Annotated in this window: 13 protein-coding genes; 2 read left to right on the top strand and 11 right to left on the bottom strand. The window is 67.3% G+C overall.

Translation table 11 applies throughout. The features are described 5' to 3' along the window. Positions 1–705 precede the first annotated feature (705 nt). From C3E87_RS10850 to C3E87_RS10820, 7 genes are all read right to left on the bottom strand, one after another. On the bottom strand, positions 706–1,965 hold the full coding sequence (locus C3E87_RS10850; protein ID WP_076062664.1) for an endo-1,4-beta-xylanase: 1,260 nt from the start codon (positions 1,963–1,965) through the stop codon (positions 706–708). A 417-nt stretch (positions 1,966–2,382) separates the two neighbouring features. Next, the gene (locus C3E87_RS10845; protein ID WP_076062662.1) at positions 2,383–3,492 is read right to left on the bottom strand and encodes an SDR family NAD(P)-dependent oxidoreductase; all 1,110 of its coding nucleotides are present in this window, start codon (positions 3,490–3,492) and stop codon (positions 2,383–2,385) included. 38 nt (positions 3,493–3,530) lie between these two features. After that, the gene (locus C3E87_RS10840) at positions 3,531–4,877 is read right to left on the bottom strand and encodes a histidinol-phosphatase (RefSeq protein WP_076062660.1); all 1,347 of its coding nucleotides are present in this window, start codon (positions 4,875–4,877) and stop codon (positions 3,531–3,533) included. Between the two features lie 217 nt (positions 4,878–5,094). After that, positions 5,095–7,557: a thiamine pyrophosphate-dependent enzyme gene (locus C3E87_RS10835; protein WP_076062657.1), complete on the bottom strand. Its 2,463-nt coding sequence runs from the start codon at positions 7,555–7,557 to the stop codon at positions 5,095–5,097. 19 nt (positions 7,558–7,576) lie between these two features. Further along, positions 7,577–8,944, bottom strand: coding sequence for a dihydrolipoyl dehydrogenase (lpdA, locus tag C3E87_RS10830; RefSeq protein ID WP_076062655.1), 1,368 nt, complete (start codon positions 8,942–8,944; stop codon positions 7,577–7,579). Between the two features lie 14 nt (positions 8,945–8,958). Continuing rightward, positions 8,959–10,341 (bottom strand): dihydrolipoamide acetyltransferase family protein, encoded by a 1,383-nt coding sequence (locus C3E87_RS10825; protein WP_076062653.1) that lies wholly within the window; start codon positions 10,339–10,341, stop codon positions 8,959–8,961. Between the two features lie 18 nt (positions 10,342–10,359). Next, complete coding sequence (locus C3E87_RS10820) at positions 10,360–11,112, bottom strand: DeoR/GlpR family DNA-binding transcription regulator (protein WP_233120790.1); 753 nt, start codon at positions 11,110–11,112, stop codon at positions 10,360–10,362. A 202-nt stretch (positions 11,113–11,314) separates the two neighbouring features. Here C3E87_RS10820 and C3E87_RS10815 point away from each other — a divergent pair, with 202 nt between their 5' ends. Further along, the gene (locus C3E87_RS10815; protein ID WP_076062650.1) at positions 11,315–14,959 is read left to right on the top strand and encodes an exo-alpha-sialidase; all 3,645 of its coding nucleotides are present in this window, start codon (positions 11,315–11,317) and stop codon (positions 14,957–14,959) included. A 57-nt stretch (positions 14,960–15,016) separates the two neighbouring features. On the opposite strand, the gene C3E87_RS10810 is transcribed toward C3E87_RS10815, so the two are convergent. Continuing rightward, a complete protein-coding gene (locus C3E87_RS10810; RefSeq protein ID WP_076062648.1) occupies positions 15,017–16,894 on the bottom strand; it encodes a hypothetical protein in 1,878 nt (625 codons plus the stop codon). Between the two features lie 114 nt (positions 16,895–17,008). Between C3E87_RS10810 and C3E87_RS10805 the strand changes: the two genes are divergently transcribed. Further along, entirely contained in the window at positions 17,009–17,686 is a 678-nt protein-coding gene (locus tag C3E87_RS10805; RefSeq protein WP_076062645.1) for a fructose-6-phosphate aldolase, read from the top strand. A gap of 190 nt (positions 17,687–17,876) precedes the next feature. Here C3E87_RS10805 and C3E87_RS10800 read toward each other — a convergent pair whose 3' ends face one another. The 3 genes from C3E87_RS10800 to C3E87_RS14950 form a co-directional block, all read right to left on the bottom strand. Then, positions 17,877–19,175, bottom strand: coding sequence for a tetratricopeptide repeat protein (locus C3E87_RS10800; RefSeq protein ID WP_158069077.1), 1,299 nt, complete (start codon positions 19,173–19,175; stop codon positions 17,877–17,879). A gap of 449 nt (positions 19,176–19,624) precedes the next feature. Beyond that, positions 19,625–20,698 carry a protein kinase gene (locus C3E87_RS10795; protein ID WP_076062640.1) on the bottom strand — a complete coding sequence of 358 codons (1,074 nt, stop codon included), beginning with the start codon at positions 20,696–20,698 and terminating at the stop codon, positions 19,625–19,627. After that, a complete protein-coding gene (locus C3E87_RS14950) occupies positions 20,695–20,991 on the bottom strand; it encodes a helix-turn-helix transcriptional regulator (RefSeq protein ID WP_076062638.1) in 297 nt (98 codons plus the stop codon). Before C3E87_RS14950 ends, C3E87_RS10795 begins: the two co-directional genes overlap by 4 nt. Positions 20,992–21,129 lie beyond the last annotated feature (138 nt).

Below are 21,129 nucleotides of genomic sequence, written 5' to 3'. Positions count from 1 at the left end.
CCCGGGACGAGGGCCCGGCGGCTGACGGGTGTCAGTTCCGGGCCCTCCTGCGGGTTGAGCTCTGGAAGCCGAGGTCGCCTTTCGCCTGCGCTGGGCAAGGCAGCTAGCGCGTCAGGCCGCAGAGCCTGAGCCCGGCGGGCGACTCTCGGCCGGCTGCCGAGTTTGATGCCGTCCTTGGGCATGAACTCAGCACTGGCGCTGGGCCCTTGGTTTGAGTGATGAGTTTCGCGCCATAGACGGGCTCAAACTCAGCAGTGAAGGGCGACGGTGTGCTGGGGTCGCCTGCCGGGCTGCGGTCCGCGCCGCCTGTCGCGAGGCTGCGTCTTTGAGGCCAAACCTGGTCGACCTGACGGCTGCCGCCCGTCGTCGCGCTTCCTGGGCTATCAGCGGAGTGGTGCTCGTGTGGCTTGAGCGTTGGAAGCCGAGGTCGCCTGTCGCCTGCGCTGGGCAAGGCAGCCAGCACGTGAGGCCGCAGAGCCTGAGCCCGGCGGGCGGCTCTCGGCCGGGTGCCGAGTTTGATGCCGTCCTTGGGCATGAATTCAGCACCGGCGCTGGGCCCTTGGTTTGAGTGATGAGTTTCACGCCATAGACGGGCTCAAACTCAGCAGTGAATTGCGACGGAGTGCTGGGGTCGCCTGCCGAGTCTGGGGTGCGCCGGCCTCGCGTTTGCTGCCTTCTCCAGCTGCACCCGATGCGGCCGAAGCCTCAGCGCAGCGTCAGGTCCTCAGGTTGGGCGTCGACGAGGTCGAAGTCCACGGCGACCCCATCAGCGACAGCCCGGTAGCGCCCCTTCCACCCCTCGACGGCGAGCCGACCCTCGGCGTCCGTCCGCAGCGTGGCCGGCGGCGTCCACCACTCCTCCTTCACCAGGCGACGCAGCGCGTCGTAGGCCGGCTTCGGAGTGCCGTCGAGCCGCACCAGCCCCGCGGGGGCGCCGAGCCAGGCGTCGACGTCGGAGATCCCCCAGTACGTGGCCGAGACGACGCTGGGGTGCTGCCACAGCAGCCGCAGGTGCGCCTCGAGCTCCTCGGCCTGCCGGGCCTCGCCGTCGGGGGTGGTGGGCCAGGAGTCGACGACGTGGTCGTTGAGGTCGACGATGTGCTTGGGCATGAGGTCGCCGGAGACCAGCGTCATCTCGGTGAAGTGCAGCGGAAGGCCGTAGCGGGAGAACTTCTCCAGGACGCGTTCGGTCTTCTCCGGCCCCCACCAGCCCTGGTGCATGTGGCTCTGCAGGCCGATGGCGTCCACGTGGATGCCGCGCTCGAGGACCGCCTCGATGAGGGTGTCGTAGGCGCTGGACATGTCGAAGTCGTTGAGGAGGAGCGTGGCCGACGGGTTGGTGGCGCGGGCCTCCTCGAACGCCAGGCGGATGGTGCCGACGCGGCCGAGTTTGCGCGCGAGCCGGGTGATGCCGTTCTGCTCCGCGGTGAAGACCGGCATGATGACCACCTCGTTGATGGCGTCCCACATGTCAATGAGGCCGGCGAAATCCGCGACATCGCGGCGGATGCGCTCGCGCTGCACGCGTTCGATCTCGTCGGTGCTGAGGTCCAGCAGCCACTTCGCGTCGACGCTGTGCCACACCAGCGGGTGCCCCTTGAGCGTGACGCCGTGCCGTGCGAACCATTCAGCCGTGCGGCGGAGCTCCTCCGTGTGGGGCTTGCCGCGTTCGGGCTCGAAGCGGCCCCAGTAGAAGGGCAGGGTGGCCCAATTGAAGACGTCGAGCCAGAGGGCGGCGAGCGCGGTGAGGCGGCCGGCCTCGTCGCCGTCGGGCTCCAGTTCGTTGTTGTGGAGCGGGAGGAAGTCGAAGCCGATGCAGCCGAACCCGAACTCGTGCCGGGTCTGCTCGACGGTGACCTCGGCGTCGGCGAGGGGCGTGCCGTCGGCGCGGCGCAGGGTGAGGGTGCGGGCGGCGCGGCGGTGCGCGAGCGTCGGATCGGGCTGGGGCGATTGCTCGGGGTACATGTCCCTCCAGTGTTTTTGTCTTACCTCACAACAATAGCTAGGACCTGACGCTGCACTGAGGCTTCGGTGGCATCGGGTGCAGCTGGACAAGGCAGCAACCGCGGCAGGCCGGCGCGACCGCAGCCCGTCAGGCCACCCCGGCTCGCCGTCGCAGCTCACTGCTGAGTTTGACCCCGTCAATGGCACCAAACCCAGCACTGAAACATCGCGCCCAGCTCAAGTGCTGAGTTCATGCCCAAAGACGGCATCAAACCCAGCAGCAACCCGAGACCGCCTGCCGGGCCCGGCCCGCACGAGCTCACGCGCTAGCTGCCTTGCCCAGCGCAGGCGGAGGCAACCTCGGCTTTCATCCCCCAGAACGCAATCGCGGTCCGCCGGGCTTGACCCGACGGACCGCGACGACGTACTCACCCAGCCCTAGCTGCTCAGCATGACCTGACCGCCGGTGACCGGGATGGCCTGGCCCGTCTCGTAGGCCTGCTCGACGATGTAGTACACCGCGCGCATCACGTCGGCGCCGTACGTGCCGCGACGCAGCGGCACCTTGGCCTCGTAGAAGTCGCGGACCTCCTGGACGGTGGTCGCGCCAGGTACCTTGCCGGAGCGCAGGTACTGCACGAACAGGCCGCGGTCCGGGTCCGACCACAACGGGCCGTCGTAGAAGTTGCCCGGGCAGATCGCGTTGACCTTGACGCCGTGCTCCACCATCTCCAGCGCGAACGACTGCACCAGCCCGATGCCGCCGAACTTCGAGCCCGCGTAGGCGCCGTTCTTGTTCGAGCCGACGAGGCCGGACTTGGAGTTGATCTGGATGATGTCGGTGGTCCACTCGGGCGCGGTGCGGTGCTGCGCGGCGAGCAGGCGACCCAGGTGCTTCGTGACGAGGAAGAACGCCGTGTAGTTGATGTCGGTGGTGAAGGCGAAGTCCTTCAACTCCTGCTCCAACACCGGGCCTGCGCGCACGACGCCGGCGTTGGAGACGACCAGGTCGAGGCCACCGGTGCGCCGGGCGATCTCCTCAGCCATCGCGGCGACGGAGTCCTCATCGCCGACGTTGACCTTGATGGCCGCGGTGCGATCGGTGCCCAGCTCCTGGGAGAGGGCGGTGGCGCCGTCGATGTTGAGGTCGGCGATGTAGACGAACGCGCCGGAGTCGACGAGGCCGTGCACGATCTCAGCGCCGAAGCCCTGCGCGCCGCCGGTCACGACGGCGACCTTGCCGGCCACCACCTCGGAGCGGAACGCCGCGGAACGCGCCTCGGCCGACTTCGCGTCGGGCAGGACGGAGACGTCGCCGAGGGTCTCGACGGCGAACGAGTAGCTCTCCCCCGCCACCTCGACGGCGAGCTGAGCGGGGAGGGGGAGTTCGGCGCCCTGGAGGGCGTCGGGCAGCTCGTCGATCGAGGCCGCCTGGAGGCTGACGGGCACGGCGGGCTCGGCCGGGTCGCTCAGCGTGAGGACGACGGGGACGCCGTGCCGGGCGAGGTACGCGCCCCGCACCATCGGGGCGATAGTGGTGATGGTCATGGGTTTCTCCTTAACGGTTCCTGAGCCGGGCGGCTGGCTCAGGGAATGAGCCGCGCCGCGGCGTCGGCGACGGACAGGCCGTCCTGGACCATTTCCCGGCCGACGGCGGAGTAGCGCGCAACGCGCTCCTTCAGCGGCAGCCCGGCAAAGGGCGAGTTTTCGGCGAACAGGCCGAGCGAACGGTCGTGTTCGGCGAGCCGCTCATGGGCGACCATCGCCCACGTGGCGTCGTTCAGGTGGTCCAGCTCCGGGCGCTGCAGCTCGGGGCAGTTGAACACCTGGCGCGGCGTGTTGATGTCCACACCGCTCACCTCGAGCAGGCCGTTGCGGTCCGCCAGGTCAGCGATCCGCGCCATCTGCTCAGGAGTGTTGCGGGGCGGCATGTACGTGATGGCCGGCATCCCGATCTCGCCGAGGAACTCGACGAGCTCGTCGAGGAAGTCGTCCTCGAACTTCTCCGCCTTCTTGTCCCCCGTCGGCGACGCGGTGACGTCGCCCAGGTACGCGTAGCACGGGATGGCCCCGATCGACTTGGCGAAGGCGATCACCTCAGCCATCGTCGGGCATTCGCCGCCGTCCACGAACCGCTCGGGGATGACGTAGATCTGGTCGAGGAACTCCGCCTTCATCACGCCCAGGAGGTCGAAGGTGAGGTGCGGGTTGTCGACGTCGGCCAGCTGCGCCTTGACCTTGTCGGACAGGTTCAGCCCCAGCTGCGCGAGCCCGTCGACCAGCGACCCGCCGCGCCCGAAGTGCGCGATCAGCTTGTCCGCCATCGCGGCCAGGAGGTGACGCTCGGTGACCGTGCCACCGAGCAGGAACTGCGAGCGCCCGACGATGTCGGTCTCCACATCGATCAACGGGGCGCCGAGCTTCTCCAGGATCGCGTTGGCGTTCTCCACCATGGTGGCGGTGCGCTTCAGCCGCGCCTCGCGGATGGGCTTGAGGAACTCCGCGGCCGCGTCGCGCGACGAGGCGGGGATGCCCTGCACCGTCATGTAGACGATGCCGGCGGTGTCCGGGTTGTTGAGCTTCCGGTCGTGGAACGGGGCGCGACCCGCCGCCACGTCGTCGGCGGAGTGCACGTAGACGCGGCACTCGAAGCCGGTGACCGAGCCGAGCCCGACGGCCTCAGCGGCCGCCGTCATCTCCGCGGCGCCGGCGGCCGAATCGTGATCGACCGAGCCGACGACGGTCAGCCCGGCCTCGCGGGCCCGCAGCGCCGCCATGGCCGGGGTGTACGGGCTGAAGCTGTAGATGGTGTGGACGTGGTTGTTGGATTCCGTCACGAAGGGCGGGAAGTCCGGGTTGGTGGCGAGGTGCTCCCGCAGCGCGTCGAGTCGCTCGACCGGGGTGGCATTCGGGTCGTTGATCGTGGTGGTCATGCTTCTCCTTTTCACTGCATCGCTGCGCACTTCGCAGACTTCGGCCGAACGTCGCAGACCTCCGTCGGACGTCGCAGACCTCGGCCGACGTCGCAGACAGAGGACTGTCTGCGACCCCGCAGGCCGTCTGCGACGTCACGCCCAGGTCTGCGACGTCACGGGCGGTCTGCGAGGGGGTGGGCCGGGCGACACCGGAGCGGCGCCCGGCCCACCGTCGTCAGAGGCCCAGCTTCGCGCGGCGGACGATTTCGCCGTCGGTCTGGTTGGACTCGGGCGTGTGGCCCTTCAGCGGGAGCATCCGCTCGTGGATGGCGTCGACGATCCACTCGGGCTGCGGGAAGAACAGCTTCTCCAGCTCAGCGGCGGGCGTGATGATGTTGCGCGAACCCACCACGGTGACCGGTGCGTCGAGGCTGTCGAACGCCAGGGTCTGCACCCGGGAGGCGACATCGTGGAGGAACGAGCCACGATCCACCGCGTCCGACGACAGCAGCAGGCGGCCGGTCTTCTTCACCGACTCCAGCACCACCGTCAGATCGAGCGGGGCGATGAAGCGCAGGTCGATGACCTCCGCCGAAACCCCATACTTCGATTCCAGGATCTCTGCGGCCTCCATGGCCCGGTACAGCGTGGGGCCGAGCGTCGCGATGGTCACGTCCGCGCCTTCGCGGCGGACGACGGGCTGGCCCTCTTCCACCTCGTAGTACTCCACCGGCACGCCGTCCTCGACGAACTGCTCAGCCACGTCGTACAGCAACTGCGACTCGAAGAACACCACGGGATCCGTGCCGCGCAGCGCCAGGTTCATCATGCCCTTGGCGTCGAACGGGGTGGAGGGGTAGTAGACCTTCAGGCCGGGCATGTGCGCCACGAGCGCGGACCAGTCCTGCGAGTGCTGGGCGCCGTACTTGGAGCCCACGGACACGCGCATCACCAGCGGCATCTTCAGCAGGCCGCCGGACATGGACTGCCACTTGGGCGCCTGGTTGAAGATCTCGTCGCCTGCGCGGCCGAGGAAGTCGCAGTACATCAGTTCGACGATGGCGCGGCCGCCCGAGAGCGCGTAGCCGACACCGGCGCCGATGATGGCGGCCTCGGAGATGGGCGAGTTAAACAGGCGGTGGTGCGGCAGCAGTTCGGTGAGGCCGCGGTAGACGGCGAACGCGCCGCCCCAGTCGCGGTTCTCCTCGCCCCAGCCGGCGAGCGTGGGGTCCGTGGCGAAGCCGTGCGCGACGGCCTCGAACAGCGCGTCGCGGTAGTTGTAGGCCTTGGCCTTGGAGACCGCCTTGCCAGTGGCGTCCTTGTAGAAGCGGCTCTTGGCGAGCAGCGACTTGGCGCGGGCGTTCTCCGAAAGCGGCTGGAGGAGTTCCGGCTCGCGGGTGGTGTCCAGCGAGGGCTCGTTACCGTCGGAGTACATGACGGATTCGATGAACGCGGTGTCGACGCGGGGGCTGGAGCCGTCGTCCTTCGTGGCGATGGCGATGATCTTGGTCAGGCGCTCGTCGAACGTGGCCTGGATCCCGTCCACCTCGTCCTGGGTGAGGACCTTGTTGTCGACGAGGTACTTGGCGTAGTTCGTGAGGCCGTCGTGGGCCTGCCACAGCTCGACCTCTTCGGGCGTGCGGTAGGACGAGGCGTCCGACGGCGAGTGGCCGGAGAAGCGGTAGGTGATGGTGTCGGTGAGCACCGGGCCGTGGCCGTTCTCGAGGATCTCGCGCTTGCGGGCGACCGCATCGGCGACGGCGAGCGGGTTCAGGCCGTCGACGCGCTCGGCGTGCATGGCCTCGGGGTTCACGCCCATGCCCACGCGGGCGAGGATGTCGTAGCCCATGGTCTCGCCGGCAGTCTGGCCGCCCATGCCGTAGAAGTTGTTGAAGAAGTTGAACCAGATGGGCGGGTTGCCGTCGACGCCGTCCTTCCACAGGGTGCGGTACTGGTCCATGGCGGACATCATCATGGCTTCCCACACGGGGCCACAGCCCATGGAGGCGTCGCCGATGTTGGCGATCACGATGCCGTTCTGGCGGTTGATGCGCTTGAACAGCGCGGAACCGGTGGCGATGTCGGCCGAGCCGCCGACGATGGCGTTGTTCGGCATGGAGCCGAACGGCGCGAAGAAGGCGTGCATGGAGCCGCCGAGGCCGCGGTTGAAGCCGGCGGAGCGGGCGAAGGTCTCAGCGACGGTGCCGTAGAGGATGAAGTTCTCGGCCAGGTCTGCGAGGTTCTCGAAGCCCACCTTCTCGGCGAACCCGAGGGTCTCGCCGTCGAGGAACTGCTTCATGATGTTCTCGAGCTGGTCTTCGGGCAGCTTGCGGGCCGCGGAGTAGCACTTGGCGAGGATCTCGCCGTGGGAGCGGTGGGAGCCGAAGACGTAGTCGTCGGGGTTCAGCTGCGAGGCCTGGCCCACGACGGCGGATTCCTGGCCGATGGACAGGTGCGCGGGGCCGCGGTGGTCGTACTCGACACCGTTCCAGGAGCCGGTCTTCTTGATGGAATCCAGCATGGTCTCGAACTGACGCACGGCGATCATGTCGTGCAGGATGTCGACGAGGCCCTGCTTGCCGTACTTGGCGAGCTCCGCGTCGAAATCCGGCGTGTACTGGTTGACGGGAACCTTCGGTGATTCGATGTACGACGCGGAACGTACGTTGCTCGGGTCGACGATGAGTGACTTGGTCATGGGTGTGTATCTCCTGGTGTCAGATCTTCGCGGCCCAAGCCGCTTCTCGGATCAGTTCGCTGACGGTTGGGTGGGGGAAGACGACCTGGCGCAGGTCGGTGATGCTGAGTTCGGTCTCGAGCACCACGGAGGCGCCCCAGACCATTTCGGAGGCGTAGCTGCCGAGCACGTGGACGCCGAGCACGGTGAGGCTGTCGGCGTCGTAGACGAGCTTGCAGGCGCCGGGCGCCTTGACGCCCTCTTCGGCGACGAAGCGGCCGGACAGGTAGGCCGGCACGACGACCTTGCCCACCGTGTAGCCGGCCGCTGCGGCCTGCTTCTCGGTGAGGCCGATGCCTGCCGCCTCCGGGGCCGAGTACACGGCCCACGGGATGGTGTTCCAGCGCATGATCTCGCCGCGGCGGTGCGCTTCAGGGTCGAGGATGTTGGCGACGGCGATCTCACCCATGCGGTAGGCCGCGTGGGCCAGCAGCGAGCGGCCGGTGACGTCGCCGACGGCCCACACGTTGGGCAGGTTGGTGCGCATCCGGTCGTCCACGACGATGCCCTTGCCGGAGAACTCCAGGCCGGAGCTCTCCGCGCCCCAGCCCTGCACGAGGGGGCGGCGGCCGACGGCCATCAGCACGACGTCGGCCTCGACGGATTCCTCCGCACCGGCCAAGGTCACGTACTTGACGGTGCCGCCGTCGATGGCGGTGACCTTGCATTCGAGCTTGAACTTCACGTCGGCGAGGCCCTTGCGCAGCTGCGCGGCGAGCTCGTCGTCCATGAACGGCACGATCTCCGGCAGCATCTCCACGACGGTGACCTCGGAGCCCAGCATGGCGAACAGGCTGGCGAACTCGAGGCCGATCACGCCGCCGCCGATGACGGCCAGGCGCGCCGGGATCTCCTCGATGGCGAGCATGCCGGTGGAGTCGACCACCTTCGGGTTGTCCTTGGAGCCGGGGATGGGCGGCATGACGGGGACCGAGCCGGTGGCGAGGATCACGTGCTTGCCGCTGTACTGCGTGCCGTCGACGGTGACCTTGCCCGGGCCGTCGAACGTGCCGTGGCCCTTGACGACGGTGACGCCGGCCTTCTTCTCGGCCTGACCGACGCCGCCCACGAGGGTGTCGACGGTCTGCTTCTTCCACTTCTGCATGGTGGGCCAGTCCACCGAGATGTCGCCGGCGTTGACGCCCAGCTTCGCGCCGTGCTTGGCGTGGGCGTAGGTCTTGGCCGCGTTGAGGAGCGCCTTGGTGGGGATGCAGCCCACGTTCAGGCAGGTGCCGCCCAGCGCGTCGGCCTCCACGAGGAGGACCTTCTTCTTCGCGTGGCCGAGGCGCTCCGCGGCGATGTAGCCGCCGGGGCCGCCGCCCAGCACGATGACGTCGAATTCGTTCATTCCGCTCTTCCCTCTCAGCCCAGGACCGTGATGTCGATGTTTTCGATGTAGCGCACGAGGTCCTGCAGGAAGCGGGCCGCGTCGGCGCCGTCGATCACGCGGTGGTCCGCGGTGAGCGAGAAGCCGATGCGCTGTTCCGCCCCGACGGTGCCGTCGTCGTTGATGACGGCCCTGGGGAAGATGGCGTCGACGCCCAGGATGGCCACCTGCGGGACGTTCAGCAGCGGGGTGAAGCTCTCGATGCCGAAGCCGCCCAGGTTGGAGACGGTGAACGTCGCGCCGGCGAGCAGATCGGGGTTGATCTTGCCGTCGATGGCCTGGAACGCGAGGTCCTTGCTGGTGGTGGAGAACTCGCGCAGGCTCATCTGCGACGCGTTGCGCACCGTCGGCACGAGGAGTCCGCGCGGGGTGTCCACCGCCATGCCCAGATGCACGTTCTGATACGTGGTGAAGACGCCGTCCTCGAGGTGGCCGTTGTGGTTGGTGTTCTTGGCCGCGGCCTTGACGGCGGCGAAGCCGACGAGGTCGCCGATGGTGACCTTGTTGAGGCCCAGTTCCTCGGGCGAGCCCTTGAGCTTCTTGCGCAGGGCCAGCAGGCCGGCGGCCTTCGCCGTCGACGTGTAGGTGAGCTGCGCGGAGCTGGCCAGCGAGTGCATCATGCGCTCGGCGATGACCTTGCGGATGCCCTTCACCGGGGTGGCGGTGGAGGGGCCGGGGTACTCGCGGGCGCCGGACGTGAGGAATGGCGCGGCCTGCGGGGCTTCGGCCGGGGCTTCCTTGCCGAGGTCTGCGGTAGCGACGCGGCCGCCGAGGCCGGTGCCCTGGCCGGGGAGCGCACCCGCGCGGGCTGCGGCGAGCGTGGTGCCGCCGGCCGCGAGGACGGCCTGCACGTCGCGCTCGATCACGCGGCCGCCGGGGCCGGAGCCCTGCGGGACGGCGTTGATGTCGATGTTGCTGGAGTTGGCGAGGTTGCGGGCCCGCGGGCTGGTCCCGGCGTTTCCTGAGCCAGCCGCCTGCGGCTGGTCGGAGGACGCGGGAGCCGACGTGGCAGGTTCATCCGCAGGCGCCTCGACAGGCGCAGCAGCCGACCCGGCTTCCTCAGCTTCGCCGTCCTTGCCCTTCCAGCCGGCGGCGTCGAGCGCGGGCTGGGGATCCTCCCCCGCCGCGCCGACCACCACGAGCGGCTCCTTGACGGGGACGTCGTCGCCCTCGTCCCAGAGGATGGCCAGGACGGTGCCCGCCTCGGTGGACGGCACCTCCATGGAGGCCTTGTCTGTCTCGACCTCACACAGCACGCCGTCGACAGCGACCTCGTCGCCGACCTTGACCTGCCAGGAAATGATCAGGCACGACTCGACGCTGTTGCCGAGTTGCGGCATGACTACAACGGTTGCCATTGCGTTTTTCCTTCTTTGTTAGACGACGCACACCTGGGTGTGCTCTTGCAGCGCTTCCAGTGCCCCTTCGGGCAACCCGGAATCGGTGATGATCCCGGTGATGCCGTTCAGCGGCAGAAAACTGACGAAACCGGCCTGGCCGAACTTCGTGGAATCGGCCACCAGCCAGGTCTCCTCCGCGCGGTCCCGCATGGTGGAGGCCACCTGTGCGCCCTCGACGAACCGGGTGGTGAGGCCGCGCTCCGGGGAGAACCCGTCGGTGCCGAGGAACGCGATGCGGGCGTTGAACTCCCCGATCGCGCGCTCGGCGAGCGGGCCGACGAACGACTCGGACTCGCGGCGGAAGACGCCCCCGGTGAGGATGACGTTGACGTTGGCATTGATGCGCGCGTTGTTGAAGACGAGCGCCGAGTTGGTGACCACTTGGACGCCGCGTCGGGCACTGAGGTTGCGCACCACCATGGCGCACGTGGTGCCGGCCTCGATCATCACTGCGTCGTCGTCGCGGATCATGGCGGACGCGGCCGCGGCGATGCGCGTCTTGGTCTCGACGTTGAGTTGTTCGCGCTGGAGGATCGATTTGAGCGTGGTGGGCCTGGCCCCGCCGCGGGTGCGCACGAGCATCCCTTGCTGCTCCAATGCCCGGAGATCGCCTCGGATGGTGACCTCTGACACCCCCAGATCCGCCGCGAGGGAAGACACCGTGAGCGCGCCGTCATCGCTGAGGCGCGACATGATCTCGCTCTCGCGGCCTGCGCGTTCGACGGTCACTGTCGATCACTTCACTTTCGTTGGGGTTACGAATCGCTTTCGATACCGCCACTATACGCCTCCTTTCGAGCCTTCGCACCGGGGGGTCACCGATTCTTCAGGACGACTTTTCGCTCATCGGGCCTGGTCACCTCCCCAGGGGTGGGTCAGACGTCCGACGTCTTTACATAAGATGCGGGAACCCACTCAAAGAGGAGAAACCGTGCACATAACGCGCACCGCGAGGCTCTGGCTCACCGCCGCCCTCGCCTTCTGCCTGGCCCTCATGGGCCTTGTCGCGCCGCAGACGGCGCAGGCCGAGGTGACGATCACCCCGATCGGCGCCTGGCTCCCGTACACCAACGGCCAGGTGCGCATCAGCACTGTGAGCCCAGAGAAGGCGGCGTATTCGGTCGGCGATGTCGTAACCGTCCGCCTCCGCATGGAGTCCAACGCCGCCGCCCCGGCGCGCAACCTGGACGCCTCGTCGACCACGCTGACCAATGCGAACAGCTGCGACTGGGCCGCCTTCCCCGGCGGCACCGGCGGCAAGTACGACTGCGCGCGCACCGGGATGGCCGCGCTCACCTACACGGTCACCGCTGCCGACGCCGAGGCCGGTCGTGCGGTCATCGACCTGACGTGGACGGAAACGCCCACTGCAGGGGGCACCCCCGTCGTGGTGACCATCCACGGCGCACTCCCGGTGAGCGCCGCGCCCGTCGAGTACCTCACGGTCTCGCTGGCCCGCACGGACGCCCTGGGCAGCCCGGTGCGCGTCGGTGACGTCCTGACGTTCAACACCACGTACACCAACCTGTCCACCGTGTCGATCACCGCCTTCCCCCGCACGTCGAACCTCGCCGGAATGCTGCCGCCCAACCCCCCGAACTGCCGTTGGGCGGGCCTGGCTGCCGGCGCCACCAACACCTGCACCACCGCCTCCCACACCGTCACGGCGGCCGACCTGGCTGCCGGGTCCTTCACCCCCACTGTCACGTTCGACGCCACCGCGGACCGCGATGGCACGCAGATCCTCCAGGCCGGCATCACCGCGACTCTTCCGGCGATCCCGATCACCGACGCCCCGCCGCCGCCGCGCGAAGAGGGCCAGTACGTCACCCTCGCCTCCGCCGGCTACGCAGGCTTCACCTGCCACCGCATTCCGGCGCTGACCCAGGCCAACAACGGCTGGATCCTCGCGTCGTGGGACGGTCGCCCCGGCGGCTGCGGCGACTCGCCGAACCCGAACTCCATCGTCCAGCGCATCTCGAAGGACGGCGGACAGACCTGGGGAGAGGCGACAGTGATCGCCGCCGGCCAGCCCAATGCACCGAAGCACGGCTACTCCGATCCCTCGTACGTGGTGGACCGCGAAACGGGCAAGATCTTCAACTTCTTCGTCAAGTCCTACGACGTCGGCCTCTGGGGCTCCGTCGAGGGAACTGATCCCACCGCCCGGAACATCATGCACGCCGCGGTGATCGAGTCTGCCGACAACGGCCTGACCTGGAGCGAACCGCGCATCATCACGCCCAGCATCACCAACGAGAGCACCTGGTACACCCGCTTCGCCTCCTCCGGCGAAGGCATCCAGTTGCGCTACGGCGACCACGCCGGACGTCTCATCCAGCAGTACGGCGTGGGCGTCACCGGCCAGAGCGGCCTGTACGCCGTGTCGGTCTACTCCGACGACCACGGGGCAACCTGGCAGGCCGGCAACCTCACCGATCGCGGCATGGACGAGAACAAGACGGTCGAGCTGTCCGACGGCCGCGTCATGTTGAACTCGCGCGCCCCCGGCACCGGAGCCCGCCGCATCGCCATCTCGGAGGACGGCGGCATCAACTACGGCCCGTCCTACCTCGACACCGCACTCATCGACCCGGCGAACAACGGCTCCATCACCCGCGCGTACCCCAACGCGCCGGAGGGCTCCGCCCAGGCGAAGATGCTGCTGTTCTCCAACGCGGCAGCGACCTCGCGCTCCAACGGCACGATCAAGCTGAGCTACGACGACGGCCAGACCTGGTCGACGTCCAAGGTGTTCGAGCCCGGCTCCATGTCGTACTCGACGCTGACCCCGCTGGCCTACGGACCCACCCCGCAGCCCGGCACGTACGGCCTGCTGTTCGAGGGCACCAGCTCCACCATCCGCTACATGCAGGTGTCGCTCGACTGGCTGGGCGGCTTGCCCGTGTCCGTCACCGCGGCCGCGCAGACGGTCAACCGCGGAGAGAACACCGTCGAGTTCGAGGTGACCAACGTGGGCACCGCAGACCTCACCGGCCTGGTGCTCACCCCCACCGCTGCGGTGGGGTGGACGGTCGCTCCGTCCGCCGAGTTCAACCTGGCCGCCGGCGCCTCCACCACCGTCTCGGTGGACGTGACCGTGCCGGACTGGGCTGACGCCGGGTCTGCCACCCTCCCGGTGACCGTCGGCAACGCCGACGGCCAGAGCAACGGCGCCGCGCGTCTGACCGTCGAACTGCTGCCGCTGCAGAACCCGCCGGCCACCGTCCCGCTCGCCGTGGTGGGCACCCTGCCGGCGCAGAGCGGCCAGGACCAGTCCAAGATGTTCGACGGCGACGTCACCACGCTGTGGCACTCGCCCTGGGCGACCAGCGTCACGCTGCCCCTCGACATCGACCTCACCGTCGGCGAGACTCCGCTGGAGATCTCCTACCTCGCGTTGACCCCGCGCACCAGCGGCGTCAACGGCCGCATCGGTCAGTACGAGCTGTACGCCGGCGATTCGCTGGATGCGCTCACGCTGATCGGCCAGGGCACGATGGCGCGTGACAACACCACGAAGATCCTGCCGGTGGACACCACTGCACGCTTCCTGCGGCTCCGGGTGATCACCGCCGAGACCGATTCGGGCACGCAGTTCGTCTCGATCGCGGAGCTCGCCGCCAAGGTGGCCGTTCCCGACACCGTGGTGGTTCCTGACACCGCTGCTCCCGTGATCACCGCCGTCGCTGACGTGTCGGTGGAGACCGACGCGGCCGTCTCGGTCGCGATCCAGGCCACCGACGACGTCTCCACCGCGCTGACGTACAGCGCTGTGGGGCTGCCCGCCGGCGTCTCGATCGACGCCGCCACCGGCGCGATCTCGGGCTCGGTTGCGGCTGCCGGCACCCACGAGGTGACCGTCACCGTGGAGGACGAGGCCGGCAACAAGGCCACCGTCGAGTTCACCCTCACGGTGACCGCGCCGGTCGTGGATCCCTCGCCGTCGCCGAGCCCCTCGCCGTCGCCGAGCCCCTCGCCGTCGCCGAGCCCCTCGCCGTCGCCGTCGCCCTCGGTGTCGCCGAGCCCGTCGGTGTCGCCGAGCCCGTCGGTGTCGCCCAAGCCTTCGGTGTCGCCCAAGCCTTCGGTGTCGCCCAAGCCTTCGGTGTCGCCGTCGGTGAAGCCGACCGTGACCCCGACGAAGCCCGCCGACACGTTCGTGCCGAGCGCCCCGTACACGAAGCCGGGCGCGTACCTGCTCAACGACCGCCGGTGGGTTACCACCTGTGAGGACTACTCGCAGACCGAGCGCTGCCGCACCGAGATCTGGGCCACCGTGGTCAAGGTCGAGAACGGCCAGTTCGTGCGCAAGACGGGGTGGGCGTTCAACAACCTCACCTACCTCCCGTACATGGACCGCGCGGCGTGGACGGGCAACCCGCTCGGCCAAGCAGGCGAGTTCACCTCCGCTGGTCGTCAGTGGAAGACGGAATGTGACACTGCCGCCACCGGCAGTGGCGCGTGCCGCTCCTACACGATGACGACGGTGTACACCGCAACCGCGAAGCCTGCAGGTGGCTACACCTTCTCGCAGAGCAACGAGTGGGTGTTCAACAACATCGTCATGTTCAAGTAACCCTTCGAATGAAGGCCCCGGAGCGATCTGCCCTGATCGCTCCGGGGCCTTTCCCATTCAGCCGACCAGCGGCCAGATCAACCACAACGACACCAGCACCACGCCCACACCGGCGGCCAACCCGGGCGCGGGCGCCCGGTAGCTCCGCCCGGAGCCGGGCGACTGGAAGATCATCAACCTCACCAGCTCAGCCGCCTGCTCCGCGGTGACGTCCTCCCCCGGCGCCACCACGTCGACCCCCAGGTTGATGAGTTCGTCCGGCCGCTCGAACCGCACCGCCACGGAGTGGTCCACCGGCACCACGACGGTGGCCCGGTCCCGCCCGAACACCTCGTCCAGGAACACCCCGTGCGTCCGCAGCCCCGCCGGGGCGGCCGAGATCCTGCCCTCGGACCACTGGGTGGCAGTCCAGGGCGCCGACGCGGCCATCAGCACCAGGAACACGACCGGCCATTCCACGGGCTCGTCCCAGATGAACAGCGCCAACGCCAGGACGGCCACCAGCCCTGCACCGCACGCCAACGCCCAGCGCAGCCAGCCGGCGTTCCGGTGCGCCCAGACGGGCAGGGCCCGCATGGTGCGGTCGACGGCCCGATGCTTTACCGACGGCACGCCTGCCTCGACGACGGCGCGGCGATCCGTGATGGGCCGCCCGGCCGCGACCTCCGCGAACCAGACCTCGCCGCTCTCGCGCAGCAGTGCGACGGTGGAGCCCTGCGCCCAGTTGCCCACGAGGATGAACGGCTCGCCGTTGGCGGCGCTCTGCGGCCCGAGGAAGGCCTCGAGGTTGGCGCGCTCCTCGGCAGTGAACTCGTCGTCGAACTCGTCGGCCTCCTGCTCCCGGATGAACTGTGCGATCTCGAACGCGCCGACCGGCAGTTCCGGGCCGTCGTCGTCGTATGCGGGACCATCATCCGCGGCGTGTGTCGAAGGACGCTCCTCCTCGTCGCCCTCCTCCCCCGCGTCCAGCTCCCGCAACCCGGTGAGGTTGATCAGCCGCAACGAGGGCACGGTGTCATCCACCGGCAGCGCCAGCGCATCGAACTCCTCGAGCCACAGCAGCCGCACCGTCGCCGATGGACCGCCCCGCTCGAGCAGTGCGCGGCGCCGCGACCGCCGCGTGCCCAAACGCAGGCCGATGGCCGCACCCAGCAGCGGCGCGACGGCGGTGATCCCCAGCACGAACGCCGGGTTCCCCTGCCCCTGGCCCACCGGCGTGGCCCTGTCGCCGTCGATCAGCACTTCGATGGCCTCGCCGGGCTGCGGCTCGTCCTGCTCCTCGTCGGTGTAGAACCGCTCGAAGGTGAATTCCTGCCCGCCGACCTCCACCACCATCTCGTACGGGTCCTCGATCAGCTCCACGACGGTGCCCGACGCGAGTTCGGCCCGCGCCTCGAAGGCCGCGACGTCGCTGAGCATGAAGTGGTGCACACCCAACCCGATCAGCGTGAGCAGCGCGAACGCCCCGGCGACGAGGGCGCCGACCTTCGCGTCGATCCGCGCGTCGTCGGCCGCCCACGAGCCCTCCCATTGCGTCCCGTTGGCCGGCACGACGTGGGGGCCGTGGGGAGTGCTGCGGGAGTCGCGCCAGAGGAACCACAAGAGCCCCGCGACGGCGAACACGGTGGCGACCCAGCCGAGGCCGCGCACGTCAGCGTGCACGGGTGCGGCCTCGAACAGGACGCCCAGCAGAGCCCCGAAGGCGAACGTCAGCCGCGGCGCCCAGTGGAGCGTGACCACCGTGCCGAGCCAGGCCGGGAACAGCCCCATGAGTACGTACCCGGTGGAGCCGAGCGGTTGGCGCACCACGTCGTCGCCCAGCTGCATGGCGCCCAGCGCGAGGCCGCAGAGGATGGCGAGCACGAACCAGCCCGCCCACCAGGCCCACAGGTAGGTGCGGCTACGGCGCAGGTCCTGCGCGGAGAGTCGGTGCATCGGCACAGGATAGGGCCCCAAATTGGGCATCTGCCCACCGGCCGCTCACCCGCGAAACGGCTAGCCGCGTGGTTGGATATCACCAGGGGCTCCCCTCACCCGAAAGGCACAGTCATGGACATCCTGTTCGACACGGCCAACCTGGACGACATCGAGCGGCTCACGCCGATCTACCCTGTCACCGGCGTGACCACCAACCCGTCGATCCTCAAGGCCGAGGGCAAGATCGATTTCTACGCGCACTTCCGCCAGATCCGCTCGATCATCGGCCCCAACCGCACCCTCCACGTCCAGGTGCTGTCCAAGGAGACCCAAGGGATGGTGGACGAGGCCCACCGCCTGCTGGACAAGATCGACGCCAACGTCTACCCCAAGATCCCCCTCACCGAGGCCGGCCTGCACGCCATGCGCATCCTCAAGAGCGAAGGCGTCAAGGTGACCGCCACGGCGATCTACTCCAAGACGCAGGGCTTCCTGGCCATCGCTTCGGGTGTCGACTACCTGGCGCCGTACTACAACCGGATGCAGTCGATCGACATCAACACCCGCGAGACCATCGAGGCACTGGCGGGCTTCATCAAGCGGTTCGACGCCCCCAGCAAGATCATGGCCGCGAGTTTCAAGAACATCGCCCAGGTGTCGCACGCGCTGCAGAGCGGCGCCGACGCCGTGACGCTGTCGCCCCAGCTGCTTCAGCAGGCCCTGTCCGCCCCCGACATCATCATGGCCGTGGACCGCTTCGTCGACGACTGGGAAGAAATTCACGGGACGACGGAACTTCCGCTTGACTGATGAGCAGGAACGAACCGCTTTCAGCGCGCCCCGCCGGTCTCATTGTCTGGCCAATGCCGTGTCCGCCGTCAAGGCCCGCAAACGCCAGAACAAGCGTCGGTCCGTCACGAGTTCTTGTGGGCCCGCTGCTACGCACAGCCGAAACCCTTCGCTTTGGGCCGCCACTATGATCGCCTCGATTTGAACCTCCTCACAATGCCAACGGCCACGGATACCCGTGGCGCTGAGCAACCCCAAAGAGACGTAGGAAATCGGGCCGCATAGCCCAATCCGCAGGGGGGCTAACCTGAGCGAGAGCAAGAGCCGAGATAACCTGCTCCGGCTGGGATTCCAACAGCCCAAGTTGGCGGACCACGAGAGCCTGGTAACTAGTCATTAGGCTTCGCCAGAGTGGATCAATCCTTTCAGCGCGGTCGGCGGCCTCCCTATAGAGACGCATGCCAGTGCCAATGTTCCCATCCGCCAAGTGGGCCAATCCTAGAGTTGCATTCAGGACGAAGTCGTCCCCTGCGATCGGTTCAAGGAGCGCGATGGCCTCCTGAGCATGACCGGCCATCGCTAACACATAGGCAGCATTGTTCGTGATCGCGAGATCTTCAGGGAAGCTTCCCAACGCTTCACGAGCAACCTCCATCGCCTCGTCCCACTTCTCACTCCCAATGCCCAAGCTCACGATGGCCGCTGCGGCTGCCATTGGGTTACCCCGTTCATGAACAAACCATTCCAGGGCCGCATCGGCAGCTGCCTCATTATCACCCTCCAACAGGGCGACCTGGTGATTGAGGTAGGCAAGCCGCAGCGGGGAAAGCCCCCCACGCACACGGTCTAGGGCCGATCTGAGGAACGTCGCGTGGTCGGCAGTACGAGCAAACCTTGCATACAGAACTACCAGTGACTCGCTCGCAGGAAACTGACTCATCAGCTCAACGAGTTGTTTGACCGCTTCCTCATGAGTGATCCGGTCTGCCTCATACCGCAGGACCACAAGGTTGCCACGGATCTCGCCCCCAGCGGCTGTGTCGTCCTCAAGGGCCGCCGCGTCCCGCAGAATGGGGATGGCTCGCTCTAAATCTCCTCTCGCCATTAGCGTCCGAGCTTTAGCTACAAGAAGATCTGGATCTTCGATCACGCCTCGAGCGCTCAATGAACGGATTTCAGCCTCCGCCTCTGCAACCTTCTCCTGCTCAAGGAGCAGGTTCAGGTAGTGCAATGACACGTCCTTACGTCCTGGCGACGAGCGAGTCGCTCTCAGCGCCGCCACTGTTGCCTTGTCACGAGATCCCAAATACCACAGACAGATAGAGAGATTCAGCAAGGAATCGGGGTCATCCGGCTGTTCCCGTAGAGCTGTCCGGAGGTGAGAAGCTGCCTTCCTGTACTCACCACTCTTAAGCAGGATGTATCCCTTGACCGCCTCAGCCAAAGGCTGGTTCATGTCCGCAACTTCCTGAAGCGCAAGGTCCGCATCGCCCGACTCAAACGTCAACATGGCATACATGATTCGGAGGGACTGAGTTCGGACGACTCCTCGGAGCGCGCTATAGGCGTCTTGGACCTGATCAAATTCTAGGAGAATTTCGACAGCCAACCGGAAGGAGACAGGGTCGGCTAGTTCACGCGTTGGCACACCCGATCTCAAAGCGAGTTGAATTGCCTTATGGGCGGTGTCAATGGCCTTTTCGCGCTCTCCGAGGGCCGCGTGACTCTGAGCTAGGGCAGCCATTGTGGTCGACGTGCGTCTGGTGGACGCGGCGCGGGCTGCGCGATCGCGAGTCAGCTGCGCAGACTGGTTCATCAATGCTGCGAAGTCAGCAGATCCGGACCTTCCAGAGGCGACAACAAGGGTCGGCGGAGTATCGTTTCCAGTTGGCGCGGGGGCCGCCCCATCGGGTTCGGCCCAGTCGGCGGGGCGGGCGTCGCCCAACACACCGAGACCAGTCATGCTCTTCTCCTTCGGCAGTCGGCTGCGGATGACATTTTCTCTTCGATCGAAAGACGCTTGGCCAAGATGTCCGCCCTTTGAAGGAGCCACTCAAGGCCTGGCTGCGTTGAACGCCTACTTGACATCGAGACGCGGGGGAACCTCTCGATGGGTACCGGATGGCACAATTGGGACAGCAAGGCTTCACTGTCGAGCCGAATGCTGGGTGGCATTTGCTCAACGACCTCGGTGACTGCGCGCCGATACTGTGGTTGGAGAACGGCGAGGTCGCGTCTTGTCCCCTTGCGAAGATCATCCCGACCTTGATCCACCGCATCCCGCCAAGAGTCCATTGCCACAGACGTCATAGGGTGGCCAGTTGCCAGTTCGGCAAGCAGAGACCCCAGGCCGTACAAGTCAGCAGCCCGAAAATCCTCTTCCCGTTGCCCCCCCTGCAGCCAGAGAAGCTCCGGCGCTGCAAAACGAAGGTCGCCGCGACCACCCAGGTATTCCTCGCGGGCGAGAGTCGGCGCAGCGGACGTGTCCCGAGACCGACCCAGATCGGCGATTCGAACCTCAGTGCGCTTGCCTCGGACGACAAGGAGGCAGTTCTCCGCTTTGATATCACGATGCACGATTGACTTAAGATGCATCTGATGCACCCCCTTGATCGCACCGCGCCACAGCGAGATGCGCTCGGGCCATGCCAACTCGCCGAGCCGGTCGGGATCTGCCGTGAGTTCGTCAAGGGACCCCCCGGCCAGGTTCAGGATGTGATACTTGAGTTCCAACGGGATCGAGAACCCGTTCATCGACATCTCGATCTCGAATTGCCCGGAGTCGACCAGCGTCACGACGGCGTCACACTTGTTCAGCTTGTCGAGAAGCCTGCCTTCGGTAGCGAACTCGATTGCCGATTGAGGATTGGTGCTGGGCATGAGGATCTTGACGGCCACTTGCGACGAGCCTCGGACGTCGTCCGCAGAGAAGACGAGCCCGAAGCCTCCGTAACCAATCAGTTCCCGAAGCCGATAGGGGCCAACAGCTTGCCCGCATAGTGCCGTCGCCCAGGAAACGGGATCCGCTGTCACGGATTGGCCCCATGCTGAGCCCTTAGGCGCGTCAGTTCCTCTGGATGTTTCTGAAGGATTCGCACGATATCAGGGGGGATCTCCCCCTGGGCGAGCGAGATCCTCTCAGCTGGGATGCCGTAGTACTCCGAGAGACGTTCAGAGAGTTCGGCCGCCAGGACTCGCTGCCCACGCTCAACCCTTGATAGCTGAGAAGGAGCAATCCCGATTTCAGCGGCCATCGAACGCAGCGTGCGACCTTGTTCACGTCGGAGCTCGCGCAGCAGAGACGCGGCACTGTTCTGGGCAGCCATAGCGAGAGCCTATGCCACGTTGCCAAGTCTGGCAACATGGCTCGCATTGGCCTGAACGCACGTCAGCACCAGAGCTACAATCCTGCTGTCCAGTCTCGGGGCGGAGCTGTAGTCAGCGTTTGTCGCTCCCCGGGCGAA

The organism is Tessaracoccus sp. ZS01 (assembly GCF_022342445.1).
Taxonomy (GTDB): Bacteria; Actinomycetota; Actinomycetes; order Propionibacteriales; family Propionibacteriaceae; genus Arachnia.
Note: the sequence above shows the minus strand (reverse complement) of the source record. Positions and strands in the feature narration are given on the sequence as shown.